The sequence below is a fragment of the Enterococcus sp. DIV0546 genome, from assembly GCF_051712785.1.
Classification (GTDB): domain Bacteria; phylum Bacillota; class Bacilli; order Lactobacillales; family Enterococcaceae; genus Enterococcus; species Enterococcus faecalis.
In genome coordinates this window covers 1-17,301 of the sequence record NZ_JBIOPO010000001.1, presented here as the reverse complement: position 1 = coordinate 17,301, position 17,301 = coordinate 1, and the positions used below count along the sequence as shown (strand labels likewise).

General features: G+C 38.0%; 14 protein-coding genes. All 14 read right to left on the bottom strand.

Annotated features, from left to right (window positions below; genetic code table 11):
* Nucleotides 1-16: 16 nt before the first annotated feature.
* The gene (locus IGJ24_RS00070; protein WP_289865772.1) at nucleotides 17-886 is read right to left on the bottom strand and encodes a DegV family protein; all 870 of its coding nucleotides are present in this window, start codon (nucleotides 884-886) and stop codon (nucleotides 17-19) included.
* Nucleotides 887-1,010: 124 nt separating this feature from the next.
* Complete coding sequence (locus IGJ24_RS00065; RefSeq protein WP_002376293.1) at nucleotides 1,011-2,303, bottom strand: adenylosuccinate synthase; 1,293 nt, start codon at nucleotides 2,301-2,303, stop codon at nucleotides 1,011-1,013.
* A 237-nt stretch (nucleotides 2,304-2,540) separates the two neighbouring features.
* Nucleotides 2,541-3,908: a replicative DNA helicase gene (dnaB, locus tag IGJ24_RS00060; RefSeq protein ID WP_002381331.1), complete on the bottom strand. Its 1,368-nt coding sequence runs from the start codon at nucleotides 3,906-3,908 to the stop codon at nucleotides 2,541-2,543.
* Nucleotides 3,909-4,181: 273 nt separating this feature from the next.
* Nucleotides 4,182-4,634: a 50S ribosomal protein L9 gene (rplI, locus tag IGJ24_RS00055; protein WP_002356023.1), complete on the bottom strand. Its 453-nt coding sequence runs from the start codon at nucleotides 4,632-4,634 to the stop codon at nucleotides 4,182-4,184.
* 5 nt (nucleotides 4,635-4,639) lie between these two features.
* Entirely contained in the window at nucleotides 4,640-6,616 is a 1,977-nt protein-coding gene (locus IGJ24_RS00050; RefSeq protein ID WP_002356022.1) for a DHH family phosphoesterase, read from the bottom strand.
* A 205-nt stretch (nucleotides 6,617-6,821) separates the two neighbouring features.
* Complete coding sequence (gene rpsR / locus IGJ24_RS00045; protein WP_002356021.1) at nucleotides 6,822-7,061, bottom strand: 30S ribosomal protein S18; 240 nt, start codon at nucleotides 7,059-7,061, stop codon at nucleotides 6,822-6,824.
* Between the two features lie 25 nt (nucleotides 7,062-7,086).
* Nucleotides 7,087-7,653: a single-stranded DNA-binding protein gene (ssb, locus tag IGJ24_RS00040; RefSeq protein WP_002364599.1), complete on the bottom strand. Its 567-nt coding sequence runs from the start codon at nucleotides 7,651-7,653 to the stop codon at nucleotides 7,087-7,089.
* Nucleotides 7,654-7,697: 44 nt separating this feature from the next.
* Complete coding sequence (gene rpsF, locus IGJ24_RS00035; RefSeq protein WP_002356019.1) at nucleotides 7,698-8,000, bottom strand: 30S ribosomal protein S6; 303 nt, start codon at nucleotides 7,998-8,000, stop codon at nucleotides 7,698-7,700.
* 174 nt (nucleotides 8,001-8,174) lie between these two features.
* On the bottom strand, nucleotides 8,175-10,676 hold the full coding sequence (gyrA, locus tag IGJ24_RS00030) for a DNA gyrase subunit A (protein WP_002361457.1): 2,502 nt from the start codon (nucleotides 10,674-10,676) through the stop codon (nucleotides 8,175-8,177).
* Nucleotides 10,677-10,731: 55 nt separating this feature from the next.
* A complete protein-coding gene (gyrB, locus tag IGJ24_RS00025) occupies nucleotides 10,732-12,681 on the bottom strand; it encodes a DNA topoisomerase (ATP-hydrolyzing) subunit B (RefSeq protein ID WP_002359210.1) in 1,950 nt (649 codons plus the stop codon).
* Nucleotides 12,678-13,805 carry a DNA replication/repair protein RecF gene (recF, locus tag IGJ24_RS00020; protein ID WP_002356016.1) on the bottom strand — a complete coding sequence of 376 codons (1,128 nt, stop codon included), beginning with the start codon at nucleotides 13,803-13,805 and terminating at the stop codon, nucleotides 12,678-12,680. Before recF ends, gyrB begins: the two co-directional genes overlap by 4 nt.
* Nucleotides 13,792-14,037, bottom strand: coding sequence for a S4 domain-containing protein YaaA (gene yaaA / locus IGJ24_RS00015; protein ID WP_002356015.1), 246 nt, complete (start codon nucleotides 14,035-14,037; stop codon nucleotides 13,792-13,794). The genes recF and yaaA overlap by 14 nt, the downstream gene beginning before the upstream one ends.
* 579 nt (nucleotides 14,038-14,616) lie before the next feature.
* Nucleotides 14,617-15,747, bottom strand: coding sequence for a DNA polymerase III subunit beta (gene dnaN / locus IGJ24_RS00010; protein ID WP_002356014.1), 1,131 nt, complete (start codon nucleotides 15,745-15,747; stop codon nucleotides 14,617-14,619).
* A 210-nt stretch (nucleotides 15,748-15,957) separates the two neighbouring features.
* Entirely contained in the window at nucleotides 15,958-17,301 is a 1,344-nt protein-coding gene (gene dnaA / locus IGJ24_RS00005; RefSeq protein WP_002356013.1) for a chromosomal replication initiator protein DnaA, read from the bottom strand.

Sequence of the window (17,301 nt, the reverse complement as noted above, 5' to 3'; positions counted from 1 at the left end):
ATGACTTCTCTATTTTTTATTTTCTTTTTTCACCAAAAGAAAACACAGCAATACAACCTATTCCAGTATGACTAGTAATGGTGGGTCCTAGAGGATAAATCAGTATCTCATTAATTTCTATTTCTTTTTCAATTAATTCTTTGACTTTTTCCGCGTCATCTTTCGTTCCCGCATATGCAATCAACAGTGTTTGTTTCATTGGCTCTACAATGCCTTGAATCGTTTCTTGCGCAATCTTTTGCAAGGACTTGTTTCGTCCACGAGTTTTACCAACGGATGCTAGTTTGCCTGCCGCATCCACGCGAATAATTGGTTTAATGTTCATTAAGCCACCAAGTGCTGCCGCTGTTTTAGAAATCCGTCCGCCACGTTCTAAATGTTTTAAATCATCTACCGTTACCCACGAGTGAAGTTTCATTTTTTGCTCTTCAAGATAGGCAACAACTTCTCCTAATGAATGACCATCTGTTTGTAATCGAATGGCTTCTCGGACTAACATCCCTTGACCTAAGCTAGCTGCTTTTGTGTCAATAATATGAATTTCTACATTATCATACTCTTCTTTTAACATCTCTACTGATTGCAACGCACTTTGATAAGAGCCACTTAACCCAGATGAAAAAGCTAAATAAATCACCGGTAACCCTTGCTCCACAAAAGGACGGAAAAATTCATTGTAGCGTCCCACATTAACTTGAGAGGTAGTGGGCATACTTCCATTTTTAATAGCCTTTAAGAAGTTCTGATAATCAAACGTTTCACCTAAATCATCGCGATATTCTTTCCCGTCAATTTGAATATTCATGCTAATAAAAGGTACTTGGTTTTCTTTTAAGTATGTATACGGCAAGTCACAACAAGAATCTGTCACTAATTGATAATTCACGGACAATTGCCCCCTTCATGTTTTCTTTTATTTTACCATAGTTTTTCATTTTTATATAAAATTAAAAAAGAACGTAAAGGCTGAACTGGCATAAGCCATCCTTTACGTTCCCTTAAAAATCTGCTTAAATTTGTGCCCAAACGCTTTCTAAAACGTTCGTTTGGTTACGGTCTGGACCTACAGAGAATGTTGAAATGCGCACACCAACTAATTCTGAAATCCGATGCACATAGTTACGAGCATTAGCTGGTAAATCGGCTAAAGTTTTGCAACCAGTGATATCTTCAGACCAACCTGGTAATTCTTCATAAACTGGTTTACAGCGGCTTAATTCTTTCAAGCTTGCTGGATAATGATAAATTAATTCACCATCAAGTTCATAAGCTGTACAAATTTTCACCGTTTCTAAACCACTTAACACGTCAATCGAGTTTAATGACAAGTTCGTAATCCCTGATACACGTTTTGAATGACGCATAACTACTGAATCAAACCAACCGACACGACGCGGACGTCCTGTTGTTGTTCCGTATTCTTTACCGACACGACGAATGGTTTCTCCTGTTTCATCAAATAATTCTGTTGGGAATGGGCCGTCACCGACACGTGAAGTGTACGCTTTGCAGACACCAACCACTTTATTAATTTTTGATGGACCAACGCCACTACCGATAGTTACGCCACCAGCTACTGGATTAGAGGAAGTAACAAATGGATAGGTTCCTTGATCGATATCCAACATGACACCTTGTGCCCCTTCAAATAAAACCCGTTTTCCAGCATCTAATGCATCATTTAAAATAACCGAAGTATCTGTAACATATTGTTTAATTTGTTGTCCGTATTCATAGTATTCTTCAAAAATATCATCAAATTCAATGGCTTCGCTATCAAACATTTTAACGAATTGACGATTTTTTTCTTCTAAGTTAATTTTCAAACGTTCCGCAAAAATTTCTTTATCCAATAAATCAGCGATACGGATTCCCACCCGTGCTGCTTTATCCATGTAGGCTGGGCCAATTCCTTTAATCGTTGTCCCAATCTTGTTTTCACCTTTCGCATCTTCTTGCAATTGATCCAATTTAATATGATACGGCAAGATGACATGGGCACGATCTGAAATACGTAAATTATCAGTGGCAACATTATTTTCTTTTAAATAAGCTAATTCTTTTACTAAAGATTTTGGATTCACAACTACGCCGTTACCAATTACACTAATTTTTTCTTTATAGAAAATCCCTGAAGGAATTAAATGTAATTTATACGTTACGCCGTCGAATTTAATGGTATGTCCGGCGTTATCTCCGCCTTGGTAACGAGCGATCACTTCTGCGTTTTCACTTAGAAAGTCTGTAATTTTTCCTTTACCTTCGTCGCCCCATTGCGTTCCAACAACTACTACTGATGACATTCGAACACCTCGTTCATAATTTTTTTGTCCTGAATCATTGTACCAGTAAAACCAGTCCCTTTCAAGGGTAAAAATCGAATATTCTTTCACAATCAAAAGCGTTTATGTCAAAAATACGAACATTTTTAGTTATGTTTTTGTAAAATAATAAAATATACGAATATTGTTCGTGTTTTACTCTCTGATTTTAATCCCTTAATAAGCAAAAAAACGAACTCAAAAAATGAGTTCGTTTTTTTAAAATTCTGTCCTCGGCGAAAGCGAAGAAAATTTATTATATTCTTTAATGAAAAGTAATTCGACCGTTCCACGCGCACCACTACGGTTTTTCTCAATGATGACTTCTACAACATTGTCAACTTCTGGTGGCTCATGATCACCGTCTTCTCCTTCACCACGATCGTAGTAATCATCACGATAAAGAAAGGCAACGATATCGGCATCTTGCTCAATGGAACCTGACTCACGAATATCACTTAACACAGGACGTTTATCTTGACGTTGTTCCACGCCACGAGAAAGCTGTGACAAAGCGATAACTGGGACTTTTAATTCTTTCGCTAATTTTTTTAATTGACGTGAAATATCAGAAACCTCCTGTTGGCGGTTCTCTTTTCCAGTTCCTTCAATCAATTGTAGGTAGTCGATCAAAATTAGACCTAAGTTGCCTTTTTCTTGTGCTAATTTACGACATTTCGCACGAATTTCGGTAATTTTAATCCCTGGTGTGTCATCAATATAGATATTCGCACGGGACAAACTACCCATCGCAATAATTAAGTTTTGCCATTCTTCTTCAGATAATTGCCCTGTTCTTAAATGGCTGGCCTCAATGGATCCTTCTGCACAAAGCATCCGGTTCACTAATGATTCTGCCCCCATTTCTAAACTAAAAATAGCGACAGCTTTATCTGTTTTGGTGCCGACATTTTGGGCAATATTTAATGCAAAAGCGGTTTTCCCTACCGCTGGACGGGCCGCTAAAATAATTAGCTCTTCCGCTTGCAAGCCGGCAGTCATTTTATCCAATGCTTGATAGCCTGTAGGTAAACCAGTAATCTCTTCATCATTTTGGTATAATTGGTCAATATTCGCAATAGTTGTATTTAGAACATCTGAAATTGATAAAAAGCCACTACGATTCCGCTTTTCGGAGACTTCTAAAATGCTTCGTTCTGCATCATCCAAAATAGATTCAACATCTTCACCTTGCTCAAAGCCTTTAGTTACAATCTCTGTAGCGGTTTGGATTAAGTTGCGCAGCAACGATTTTTGTTCAACAATTTTTGCATAATAAATGACATTGGCAGCTGTCGGTACAGCTAAAGCTAAATCTGACAGATAACTTAGTCCACCAACATCTTCTAACAAATTCTCTTGTTCTAGGCGATCTTTGATTGTTACCACATCAATCGCTTCATTTCGGTCGCTTAAGGTCATCATCGTTTGGAAAATCAACTGATGACTACGACGATAGAAATCTTTAGGTTCCACATATTCCATCGCTTCTATTAGCACATCTGCATCTAAGAAAATAGAACCTAAAACGGCTTGTTCCGCTTCAATATTTTGTGGCGGTACCCTATCTTGCAATAATTCATTCATTTTGTTCTCTCCCACGATGTCTTACTTTCTGGTTCGTTTAGTCTATCCATTTTAACACAATTTCATTAAAAAAAGTACATTTTTTCTCTGCTGATTTCTCTATTTTTAGTTCACTTTCCAATTTTTAAAAATATACAATTAATAAAAATATAATACTTTCGTTAATTTAAATTGTTGTATATTTTATTTTTAAATATTATAAAAAATAATTCTAGTAATTTATTTTGCATAAAAAAGAAGCCGGAGAAATCGGCTTCTTTTTTATCGATTGTATTATTCCGCTACGACATGAACCTTAATTTTCGCTGTAACTTCATGATGTAGTTTGACTGGTACGTTAGTGTAACCTAGAGAACGAATCGGGTTGGCTAATTCGATTTTGCGTTTATCCAATTTTACATTGTATTGTTTGTTTAAGGCTTCTGCAATTTGTTTTGAAGGAATTGAGCCAAATAAACGGCTGTCTTCTCCAGCTTTTGCCTTGATCTCTACAACAGTCTTTTCATCTTCTAAAAAGGCTTGCATTTCTTTTGCTTGTGCTAAAACTTCTGCTTCATGTTTTTCTTGGGCTTTCTTTTGACCCGCTAACGCACTCATGCTCCCTTTATTGGCTTCTTTCGCATAACCATTTTTAATTAAAAAGTTTTGGGCGTAACCAGTTGGCACTTCTTTTACGTCCCCTTTTTTTCCTTTTCCTTTAACGTCTTGTAAAAAAATGACTTTCATTTCCTTCACTCCTGTTCATACATTTCATTAATATTTTGACGAATTACATCAAGTAGTTGCTCTTTTACTTCTGCTACTGTTACGTTTGATAATTGTACTGCCGCATTAGTAAAGTGACCGCCACCACCTAAATTTTCCATAATAATTTGGACATTAATTGAACCATTACTCCGAGCACTAATGCCAATCTGTTGATCCGTCCGCTTGGTAATGACAAATGCTGCATTAATCCCTGCCATAGAAAGTAATGTGTCCGCTGTTTTGGCAGCTGTGACACTATCATATTCTTTGTCTTCACTCCCTGCAACAACGACGGTATCTTTTGTGACATATTCGCTTTTAGAGATTAAGTTGTTCATTTCCAGATAGCTTGTAAGATCAGAACTTAATAGATATTGTACTAAAGATGAGTCTGCTCCACAAGTTCGTAAATAACTAGCCACATCAAATGTTCGCGCCGTCGTTCGTGTATTGAAACTTTTCGTATCAACCACAATTCCCGCCAACATCATGGTTGCTTCAAAGGCCTGCAGTTTATTTGCGCTATTACTTTGGTATTCGATCAATTCTGTGACTAATTCTGAAGCAGAAGAGGCAGAAGATTCAATATAAGAAAGCAAGGGTTTTGCTGGAAATTCGTCTCCTCGTCGATGGTGATCAATGATTACCACTTTATCAAAACGCTCATAGAGCTCTTGTGAGATCGATAGAGACGGTTTATGGTAATCTACCATAACTAATAAGCTACTTTCTTTCTTGCGCTTCATGGCCTCTTTAGGACTAATAATGCGCTCTTCTAATTCTGGGTACTCTTTAATCGCCTCTAACACTCTTTTGACATCGGGAATGATTTCATTTTCATCTAAAACAATCCACGCTTTTCGATTATTAAACGAGGCTAAACGAGCAACACCAAATGCTGAACCTAACGCATCCATATCTGGATAACGATGGCCCATAATATAGATGTCAGCAGATTCCGCAATAATTCCCTTAATTGCCATGCTCATTGCGCGAGAACGTACTTGGGAACGTTTCGTCGTTACTGCCGTTTTTCCACCAAAAAATAACGGCTTCGCTTCATCTTTAGCTTCTTTTACAACCACTTGATCACCACCACGAACTAAAGCTGTATCTAGGTTCGTTTGAGCCGTGGTCCCGGTTTGATCTAAGGTTGGCCCCCCATAAGCAATCCCCATGCTTAACGTAATAGCTACTTCATGGTTAGCTGATTCCTTACGGATCGTATCCAAAATAGAAAATTTTTCGTCCATCATTTTTTGAATATCTTCCCATTGGGCAATGAAAAAATAACGTTCTGCATTGATTCGCTTATAAAAAACTTTGTATTGGTCCATCCAATCAGAAACCATCGTCGTAATGAAACTATTCAAATAAGAAATTTCTTTCTCGTCCATTGTATCGGTGACATCATCATAATTATCGACAGACACAATGCCAATAGCCGTTTGCATTTCGACTTTTTCTTGATACAAATTACTTTCTTTAGTGATATCTTCAAAAGTAATTGTATGTTGTTCTTTATTGACGCTAAAGCGATAGGTATTTTCGTCAATCGTAAAAATATCTTGGTTTCGTTCTGCTAATTCTAAATAAGACGTAACTTGGCTAGCGGTTAACGTTAGCTGATTGTCTTTATTAAAAATAGAAGCAGCATAAGGATTAAGCCATTCTACCGCGCGTGTTTCCCCGTTATACGTAATAATTCCCACAGGTACTTCATTTACAACATAATCCAACGATTGTTCAGCAATGGAACTTGCTTCTTGAATCTTTTCTACGTTTGTAATTTCTACATCTCTAATCAACAGCCGAATAACCACTAAGAGAAAGATATCTAATGCGATAATTACCGCCAATAGCAGCCATTTATTTGTTAGTAAGAAATAGAGGAGAAATTCTACTAAGAGAAGACCCACAACAATTAAGAAACCGTTTTTTTGAATTCTCTTCTTTTGCATTTTTTTTGCCTCCAATCTTTCTGCAGACCTTTGAGGCGACTTATTCCAACGAGCATATTGCTCTGGTGATTCACTAGTTATTTCATCCTTTATTTTATCACAAAACACTTCATTCTGCGAACCTTGTTATGTTTCACGTGAAACACTAGTCAAGATAAAAAAGAACCAAAGAGCAAGCTCTTTGGTTCTGGAAATTGTCATAAAATTATTGTTCGTCACTAACGAATGGTAATAATCCCATGATACGTGCGCGTTTAATAGCAATCGTTAATTTACGTTGGTTTTTAGCGCCAGTACCTGTAACACGACGTGGTAAAATTTTGCCACGTTCTGAAATGAATCGTTTTAACAATTCAGTATCTTTATAATCGATGTATTCGATGTGGTTTGCTGCGATGTAGTCGACTTTCCGACGTTTACGTCCGCCTCTTCTTTGTTGTGCCATTCTTGTTCCCTCCTATCAAATTCGTTTAGAATGGTAAATCATCATCTGAAATGTCGATAGATGAACCTGAGCCACCAAATGGATCAGAATCTTTATCGAAATCAGGCATACCGTTATTGTTTTGCGACTGAGAAGATGATGGATTGAAACTATTGTTGTTGTTATTAAATCCAGAACCGGCATTGTTATTACCAAAGCTACGATTTTGTGATTGATAACCATTTTCGTTGTTATTAAAGCTACCGCCGCCAGTTCCTCTTTGTTCTGAAGCAGAACGAGATTCTAACAATTGGAAGTTTTCACAAACCACTTCAGTTACGTAGACACGTTGACCTTGTTGGTTCTCGTAGTTACGAGTTTGAATTCTTCCGACAACACCTAATAATGTACCTTTACGGGCATAATTAGCCATTGTTTCTGCGGGTTTACGCCAAATCACACAGTTGATAAAGTCTGCTTCACGGTCACCATTTTGATTCGTAAAGTTACGGTTTACAGCAAGTGTAAAGGTCGCAACAGCTGAACCACTAGCGGTGTAACGTAAGTCAGGATCTTTTGTCAATCTTCCGACTAATACAACGTTATTAATCATTCAAAACATCTCCTTTCGTCAATAAATGTTTCATGTGAAACAAATTATGCTTCTACCTTCACGATCATATGACGGATAATATCGTCATTGATTTTTGCTAAACGATCAAACTCGTTGATTGCGCCAGCTGTTGATGGAGAAGTAACATTAACGATATGATAGATGCCTTCACGGAATCCGTTCATTTCATATGCTAAGCGGCGTTTTTCCCAATCTTTAGATTCGATAACTTCTGCTCCGTTATCTTTTAAGATTGTGTCGAAACGTTCTACTAAAGCAGTTTTTGCTTCTTCATCAATGTTCGGACGAATAATGTACATGATTTCGTACTTCGTATCTTGACTCATTGATTTTCACCTCCCTATGGACTTCAAGGCTCTTAGTTGGCTAAGAGCAAGGAGAACATACCTAAAAAGGTAGTTCACAATCTCTAATTATATGCTAATTGATGGACAAAAGCAAGAAATAGTTTTGAAAAGCCCCAATAAAAAAGTTTCGCCAACTGGCGAAACTTTTTTATGTTATTCTTCTGTTTCTGATGTTGTTTCGTTTTCTGTTGTTTCTACAACTTCAACGATTTCTTCTTCCACTTCTTCTGGTTCTACAACAGCCATTGTTACCACTTTGGCACCATCTTCCATTCTCATTAAACGAACCCCTAATGTTGCGCGTCCTGTTTGAGAAACAGAATCTACGTTAAAGCGGATAATGACGCCTTTGTTCGTAATCAATAAGATATCTTCATCCCCATTGACCGTGGTTAAACCAGCTAATGGACCATTTTTCTCAGTGATATTTGCTGTCTTAATCCCTTTACCGCCACGTCCTTTAACTGGATATTCAGAAGCTTTTGTACGCTTACCATAACCATTTTCAGTAATGACTAGGACTTCTTTGTTTTCATCCAGAATCGCTGCGCCGACCACATAATCATTTTCGCGGAGACGGATTCCACGAACACCTGATGCTGTCCGGCCCATATCACGTACAGTATTTTCATCAAATGTGACAGAGTATCCTGCATGTGTTCCGATAATCATCTTCTGATTGCCATTAGTCGTTACCACGTTAACTAACTCATCATCTTCTTTTAAGCTAATGGCGATTAATCCATTACTACGGATATTAGAAAAGGCTGTTACGGCTGTCCGTTTGACGGTTCCTTTTAAGGTTGTGAAGAACAAGTATTTACCTGCTTCCGCTTTGCCCTCAACAGAAATAATCGCTTGAATTTTTTCTGCAGAATCAATTCCCAGTAAGTTAATCACTGGAATTCCTTTTGCTGTTCTACCGTATTCAGGGATTTCGTAACCTTTTGCTCGGTAAACTTTCCCAGTGTTCGTAAAGAATAATAACGTGTCGTGTGTTGAACAAGAAACTAGGTTTTTCACGAAATCATCATCATGAACGCCCATCCCTTGGACACCACGTCCACCGCGGCGTTGCGCCCGGAATTCAGAGTTTGCCATCCGCTTAATGTAGCCGTTATTGGTTAATGTAATCACGACTTCTTCTTCTTCGATTAAATCTTCATCTTCAAGACTTAAGACTTCACCTACTAATAATTCTGTGCGTCGTGCATCACCAAATTTTGTGCGAACGTCATTTAACTCTGTTTTAATGATTTCAATGACGCGTTCTGGGCGGGCTAAAATGTCCTCTAAGTCCGCAATGAATTTCAATAGCTCTTGATATTCATTTTCAATTTTGTCGCGTTCTAAGCCTGTTAAACGGCGTAAACGCATATCTAAAATCGCTTGCGCTTGACGATCTGAAAATTCAAAGCGTTCAATTAACGTTGCTTTTGCTTCGTCATCTGATTGTGATCCACGGATAATGGCAATGATTTCATCGATATGATCTAAGGCAATTCGTAGACCTTCTAAAATATGCGCCCGTGCTTCTGCTTTGTTTTTGTCAAAAATCGTCCGGCGAGTAATGACTTCTTTTTGATGCTCGACGTAGTTTTCTAAAATACGTTTCAAGCTTAAAATTTTCGGTACGCCTTTTTCAATGGCTAACATGTTAAAACCAAAAGATGTTTGTAAGGCAGTCATTTTGTACAAGTTGTTTAACACAACAGAGGCACTCACATCTCGACGAACATCGATGACGATCCGCATGCCTTCACGAGAAGATTCATCCCGCAAATCAGTAATTCCTTCAATTCGTTTATCTCTGTGTAATTCAGAAATTCGTTCGATTAATTTGGCTTTATTCACCATATAAGGCAATTCAGTTACTAAAATACGTTCTTTTCCATTCGGCATTTCAGTCAATTCAACTTTTGCACGAACAGTAATCGAACCTTTCCCTGTTTCATATGCTCGGCGAATCCCTGATTTCCCCATCACTAAACCGCCTGTTGGAAAATCTGGTCCAGGTAACACTTCCATCAATTCATTCGTCGTTACATCAGGATTGTCCATCAATAAACTTGTTGCATCAATCACTTCACTTAAATTGTGTGGTGGAATATTTGTTGCCATCCCCACCGCAATCCCCGTTGTTCCGTTAACTAGTAAGTTTGGAAAACGAGCAGGTAAGACTACTGGTTCTTGTTCTGAATCATCATAGTTCCCTTGGAAATCGACTGTATTTTTGTTAATATCTCGTAGCATTTCTAAAGCAATTTTACTCATACGTGCTTCGGTATAACGCATAGCGGCAGCGCCGTCACCATCGACAGAACCGAAGTTTCCGTGGCCGTCAACTAACATAGCCCGATAACTAAAAGGTTGTGCCATCCGCACCATTGATTCGTAAATCGCACTGTCCCCATGGGGATGATATTTACCCATAACATCCCCAACAATCCGGGCTGATTTTTTGTGTGGTTTATCAGGGGTTACCCCTAATTCGTTCATTCCATATAAGATTCGGCGATGAACAGGTTTTAAACCGTCACGAACGTCAGGTAACGCGCGGGCTACGATAACACTCATTGCGTAGTCAATGAAAGATTCTTTCATTTCGCTGGTCAGATTGACGTCTTGAATGTTTTCTTTAATTTCTTCACTCATGAATTTTTTCCCCTCTAAATATATGTTCTAGCGTCTCTTACAACGTTGCGACACATTAAATATCCAAGTTTTTCACGTAATGGGCATTTTCTTCGATAAACGCACGACGTGGTTCCACACGATCGCCCATTAGCATTTCAAAAATTTGATCAGCTTCAATGGCATCATCGACACTCACTCGCGCCATTAATCGTTTTTCTGGGTCCATTGTTGTTTCCCAAAGTTGGTGATCATCCATTTCACCCAAACCTTTGTAACGTTGAACACTTGGTTTTGGTGAAGCAGGTAATTCTTCTAACACTTTTGCTAGTTCCTCTTCAGCATGTTTGCCCGGTTGAACGTAGGTGATGTTTTTCCCTTGTTTCACACCATATAGTGGTGGTTGGGCAATATACACATAACCAGCTTCAACAATTGGCCGCATGAAGCGATAGAACAAGGTTAATAACAACGTTCGAATATGCGCACCATCGACATCGGCATCGGTCATAATCACTAGTTTGTGATAACGTGCTTTAGAAACATCGAAATCTTCGCCGAAGCCTGTTCCCATAGCTGTAAATAATGACCGAATTTCTTCATTGGCTAAAATTTTATCCATGCTGGCTTTCTCGACATTCAAGATTTTCCCACGAATTGGTAAAATGGCTTGGAATTCACGGCTACGGCCTTGTTTTGCTGAACCGCCGGCCGAGTCTCCTTCGACGATAAATAATTCGCATTTTTCCGGATCTTTACTTGAGCAATCAGCCAGCTTCCCTGGCAAGTTGCTAATTTCTAACGCGCCTTTACGACGGGTGACTTCACGGGCTCTTTTAGCGGCTAAACGAGCTTTTGAAGCCAACATGCCTTTTTCGACAATTTGTTTGCCGACTGTTGGATTTTCCATCAAGAATTTTGTAAAGTATTCTGAGAATAAACGATCCGTAACGGTCCGTACTTCTGAGTTCCCTAATTTCGTTTTGGTTTGTCCTTCAAATTGAGGATCGGGATGTTTGATGGAAACCACTGCGGTTAAACCTTCACGAACATCTTCCCCAGTTAATTTTTCATCGTTTTCTTTCATCAATTTTTGTTTACGTGCATAGTCATTAATCACACGTGTTAAAGAAGTTTTAAAACCAGATTCATGCGTTCCGCCTTCATAAGTATGAATATTGTTGGCAAAACTTAAAATATTTGAGTGGTAGCCATCTGTATACTGCATTGACACTTCCACTGTAATATCTTGTTGCTCTCCCTCAATGAAGATTGGCTCTGGGAAAATAACGTCTTTATTGGCATTTAAATGCTCAACATAACTCTTAATCCCGCCTTCATAGTGATACTCTTTTTTATCTTCTTGTCCTTCACGACGGTCTTCAATTGAAATGTGTAAGCCTCGATTTAAAAAGGCTAATTCACGAACCCGTGTTGCTAATTTATCAAAATCATAAACGGTTGTTTCTGTAAAAATTTCAGGATCTGGAATAAAGTGAACAGTGGTTCCGTGACGATCCGTTTCTTCGATAACTTTTAGGTCATCAACAACCGCACCACGACGATATTCTTGGTAATACACTTTGCCATCTTTATAAACACGAACATCTAAACTGGTCGATAAAGCATTAACAACAGAGGAACCAACACCGTGCAAGCCACCTGATACTTTATAGCCGCCACCGCCAAATTTCCCGCCGGCATGTAGCACTGTAAACACTGTTTCCACAGCTGGGCGACCTGTTTTGGCTTGAATCCCGACTGGAATTCCACGACCATCATCGATAACAGTAATACTATCGTCTGGTTCGATAATTACTTGAATTGATTTAGCAAATCCTGCTAAGGCTTCGTCGATAGAGTTGTCAACGATTTCCCATACTAAGTGGTGTAACCCTTCGCCACTAGTAGAACCTATGTACATACCAGGACGTTTCCGGACAGCTTCTAAGCCCTCCAAAACTTGAATCTGACTAGCGTCATATTCTTGCGCACGTTCTCTCATGTTTTTTTCTTCTTCTGTCATGTCGCTGAATTCCTTTCTATCTTGCCTTGTTGAACATAGAAAATATCTGGTTCAACTGTTAGCTTGTCTTTTATGTGATCTAAACTAGTTGTCGTTAAGAACGTTTGAACTTTGCCTTCAATCGTTTCTAACAAGTGAATTTGACGTTCATTATCTAATTCACTCATGACATCATCTAGTAATAACACAGGATATTCTCCTGTTTCTGAATGCATCAAATCAATCTCTGCCAATTTAATACTTAAAGCTGTCGTTCGCTGTTGGCCTTGTGAGCCATACGTTTGAACATTTTGACCATTGACAATAAATAGCAAATCGTCACGATGAGGGCCTAAAAAAGTATTCGCTTTAAACAATTCACGCTTACGATTGTTCATTAATTGTTGGAGCAATTGATTTTGAAGTGCTTCTAAGGAAAGATCCGTGTTGTCAATTGGGATGCTTGATGCGTAGTCAATGGTGAGCGTTTCGCGTCCATGACTAATTTTTTGATGGAGTAAGTTTGCCCAGTGTTCTAATTTTTTAAGAAAACCTAACCGAGCGTATAGAACTTTCCCGCCAAATTCAGCTAGCTGCTCTGTCAAAATATCCAGATAAACAGTATCTGTTTGTTTCTTTTCAGCTAGTTGTTTTAGGTATTGGTTCCGTTGCTTTAAAACAGACTGATATTGGACAAGATCATAAAGATAAATAGGACTCACTTGTCCGAGTTCCATGTCAATAAATTTCCGGCGGACTTGAGGTGAGCCTTTCACCAAAGATAAATCTTCTGGGGCAAATAAAATAACATTCAGTTGCCCAATGTACGCACTGAGCCTTTTTTGCTCAATGTGGTTAACCTTGGTTTTACGTCCTTTGTTGGAAATTAAAATTTCCAACGGTACGGTGCCTGTCTTTTTTTCAACCACACCGCTAATTTTAGCTGCTGCTTGTTCCCAGCCAATTAATTCTTTTTCATTGCTGGTTCGATGACTTCGTGTCATTGCTAGAACATAAATGCTTTCTAACAAGTTGGTTTTTCCTTGGGCGTTTTCGCCTAAAAAAAGATTTAACGTTTTTGGAAAATCTAAGCTGACTGTTTCATAATTACGATAATGCTGAAGTGTCAGCTCATTCAGCCGCATCGTCGGACTCGTTTCCGTTTTTCACCATAAAAAAAGTACCTTCTTCAGGTATCTCAATCATCATGCCCGCATAAAGTTTCCGTCCGCGACGATTTTCCAACTCGCCATCAACAAACACGCTATTGTCTGCCAAATACCATTTGGCTTGGCCGCCACTACCAATGACGTTGATTTCTTTAAGAAACTGACCAAGCGTTATATACTCAGTTGCTAAAACAAACGTTTTTTTCAATGTGCATCCCTCTTTTTTCTAATACGTTCTCATATATATTATACCCTTTTTCATAAGAGAAAACAAATTTATCTGTCTAATTTTCATTCTAAGCAATTTTAATTCTAAATGACCGAAAATATTATTAGGATAAAAAAACTCTTAAAAAGCATTTTAAAACGGAAATTGATATTTTCTTGAGAAAAAAGGGGCCTGATTTGGCAGAAATGACGAGTAGCGTTTAACTAAAAAACAATTAGGGGTAACTCAAAGACAAACGAAGAGGGCGCGCAATGAAGAAAAGTAGCTTGTAGAGGTCTGAGCGTCGTTTTAAGCAACGTAAACTTCTTTCACTAGTAAATATTCATAAAAAAATGAACAGCCCTTAAACGAAAAATTAAAGGGCTTTTTTCTTTATCCACGAAAAAAAAGGCAGAATTTATTCGTCAAACGATAGTTCAAACATTCACAATCACATTAGCGTAAAAGCTATTCTAGTTTTAAAAAGCTTATCTAGCAGCGTTTATCGGCTTTAAACAGACGACAAAAAAGAACCTTCGGCGATCATAGTGATTTTCCGAAGGTCTTTTTTAAACATGATTAATTTGTACGAACCGGTGTAATTAGTTGAATGAAATCTAGTTCTGTTTCGGTTGGCTCCAATGTAAACGGACGAATTGGAGAAAGGAATTTCACGGTAATATTCATATCGCCAAACGCTCGCAACGCATCTTTCATATAATCTGGGTTGAAAGAAATATCCAACGCTTCACCAGAAACATTTTCATAGTTTAACGCTTCTTCGACTTTTCCAATTTCAGGTGAATTTCCATATAAAACAACAGAATCTGGTGAAATTGAAAGGCGAACAATATTGTTACGTCCTTCATGAGAAAGTAAAGAGGCACGTTCGATTGCTGAAAGCAATTCTGGTACATAAAATTCAATTTGCGTGTTATGGCTAGTTGGAATTAAACGGTTGGTATCAGGATAATTTCCTTCTAACAAACGAGAATAGAAGTACATTGTTTCTGTTTTAAATAGCACTTGGTTTTCCATAATGCTGATTTCAACCATTTCTTCTTCATTGGTTAATGAACGAGAAAGTTCAGTTAAACTTTTTCCTGGAATTACAATGTTAAAGTCTTCTACTGCTTGTTCTGTCGGGATCACACGTTGACTTAAACGATGTGAATCTGTCGCAACGGCAAGTAATTTTTGATTTTCTAAAATAAAGTGGACCCCAGTTAAAATTGGACGACTTTCGTGCATCGATACAGCAAAACCTGTTTCACTAATAATTTTTGTCAATAAATGAACAGGTAATTTCATTTGGTTTTGAGTATCAATTACTGGTAAGTGCGGATAATTATCAGCATCTAATCCATTGACCGTAAAATCAGCTTTTCCTGAAGTAATTGCAACTTGATTGTTATCTAGAACTTCCATTGTGAACATATCTTCTGGTAATTTACGAATAATTTCGCCAAAGAAACGAGATTGTAAAACGATGCTACCTGTGCGTTCAATGGTCATTTGAGCTTTTTCATCGTCTTTACTTAAAAAACTTTCAATTGAAATATCCGCGTTACTCCCAGTAAGTGATAAGCCATCTTCTGATAACACAATTTTAACACCTGTTAAGATTGGAATCGTTGTTTTAGAAGAAATTGCTCGTTGAACAGTTTGTAATTCTTGTAAAAAGACACTTCGTTTGACCGTTAATTTCATAATGTAAACTCCTTTTTAAGTATTTTAAGTATTTTCAATACGTTCTAATTTTGTACGCCACTGTTTTGTATATTATATATAAATAAATAATAAAAGTAATAGGGCATGTTGATTCTGTGGAAAAGTCAAAAGAGCATTGATTTTACTAAGTTATCCACTTGTGTATAAGTTGTGGATAACTTTGTTCTTTTTTGTTTAGTTTTCCACATCCTAAGAGTTCAATAAATTTTTAATTTCACTGACTTCTTTTTGAATCGCTGGATCTTTTTCCAATAATTGCTGAATCTTTTCGTGCGCATGAATCACCGTTGTATGATCTTTGCCGCCAAATTCGGCACCAATTTTTGGCAAGGAATTGTCGGTCATTTCTCTAGCAAGATACATTGAGATTTGACGAGGAACCACAATTGTTTTCACCCGTTTTTTCCCTTTTAAATCTTTAAGAGGCACATGATAATATTTGGATACTTCTTCTTGAATTTGTAAGATGGACAATTGATTTTTACTACCAACTGATTTTAGAGATTTCAAGGCGTCCGCCGCTAAACTAGTGGTAATATCTTCTCCATTAATAGTTGCAAAGGCTTGAACGCGGACCAAAGCACCCTCTAATTCACGGATGTTGGAATCAATTTGACCAGCGATATAACTTAGTGTATCATCCGGAATTTCTAAACGCTCGGCATCTGCTTTTTTGCGCAAAATTGCAATCCGTGTTTCTAAATCAGGCGGGGTGATATCGACAGACAAACCCCAAGCAAAGCGAGAAACTAATCGTTCAGGTAATTTTGGAATATCATTCGGCGGGCGATCACTTGTTAAAACAATTTGTTTATTTTCATTGTAAAGATCGTTGAAGGTATGGAAAAATTCTTCCAATGTTGCTTCTTTTTCCGCCAAAAATTGAATATCATCGACTAATAATAAGTCAACATTGCGATATTCTTTCCGAAATTGTTCGGATGTCTTTGTTTGAATTGAGTTGATAAATTCATTCGTAAACGTTTCGCTACTAACATATTTGACTTTGGCATCTGGTTGATTCACTAACATTTGATGACCAATAGCATGCATCAAATGGGTTTTCCCTAACCCTACACCACCATAGAAGAAAAGGGGATTGTAAATCGAACCTGGATCCTCGGCAACAACAAGCGCTGCAGCATGAGCCATTTGGTTTCCTTTACCAATAACGAAGGTGTCGAAAGTGTACTTAGGATTAAGCATCGCTTTTTTACTTTGTTCACTAAAAACAACTTCTTCTTCGGCAGGTTCTTCGAGTTCTTGTGCCAGTGCTGCGTCTTTTTCATCGGCAACAACAAAATGGGGCATCACTTCTGCACCGGTCAATTTAAATCCAGTTTCGACAATTTTTGCCGAAAGATTTTTTTCCCAGTAATCACGATGAACTGCAGAAGGGACTTCTAGCCACAATTGATTGTTGTCTAATTTCAAAGGGCGTGTGGTTTTAATCCAAGCATCAAAACTTGGCGCCGACAAAATCGCTTGATAGGCTTCTTCAAGGCTATGCCAAAAACTTTCCACGTCGGGCAT

What these genes read in the sequence shown, in the direction of transcription:
- IGJ24_RS00065 (WP_002376293.1), bottom strand. Translation starts at nt 2,303, where the DNA reads ATGTCATCAGTAGTAGTTGTTGGAACGCAATGGGGCGACGAAGGTAAA.
- dnaB (WP_002381331.1), bottom strand. Translation starts at nt 3,908, where the DNA reads ATGAATGAATTATTGCAAGATAGGGTACCGCCACAAAATATTGAAGCG.
- rplI (WP_002356023.1), bottom strand. Translation starts at nt 4,634, where the DNA reads ATGAAAGTCATTTTTTTACAAGACGTTAAAGGAAAAGGAAAAAAAGGG.
- IGJ24_RS00050 (WP_002356022.1), bottom strand. Translation starts at nt 6,616, where the DNA reads ATGCAAAAGAAGAGAATTCAAAAAAACGGTTTCTTAATTGTTGTGGGT.
- rpsR (WP_002356021.1), bottom strand. Translation starts at nt 7,061, where the DNA reads ATGGCACAACAAAGAAGAGGCGGACGTAAACGTCGGAAAGTCGACTAC.
- ssb (WP_002364599.1), bottom strand. Translation starts at nt 7,653, where the DNA reads ATGATTAATAACGTTGTATTAGTCGGAAGATTGACAAAAGATCCTGAC.
- rpsF (WP_002356019.1), bottom strand. Translation starts at nt 8,000, where the DNA reads ATGAGTCAAGATACGAAGTACGAAATCATGTACATTATTCGTCCGAAC.
- gyrA (WP_002361457.1), bottom strand. Translation starts at nt 10,676, where the DNA reads ATGAGTGAAGAAATTAAAGAAAACATTCAAGACGTCAATCTGACCAGC.
- gyrB (WP_002359210.1), bottom strand. Translation starts at nt 12,681, where the DNA reads ATGACAGAAGAAGAAAAAAACATGAGAGAACGTGCGCAAGAATATGAC.
- recF (WP_002356016.1), bottom strand. Translation starts at nt 13,805, where the DNA reads ATGCGGCTGAATGAGCTGACACTTCAGCATTATCGTAATTATGAAACA.
- dnaN (WP_002356014.1), bottom strand. Translation starts at nt 15,747, where the DNA reads ATGAAATTAACGGTCAAACGAAGTGTCTTTTTACAAGAATTACAAACT.
- dnaA (WP_002356013.1), bottom strand. Translation starts at nt 17,301, where the DNA reads ATGCCCGACGTGGAAAGTTTTTGGCATAGCCTTGAAGAAGCCTATCAA.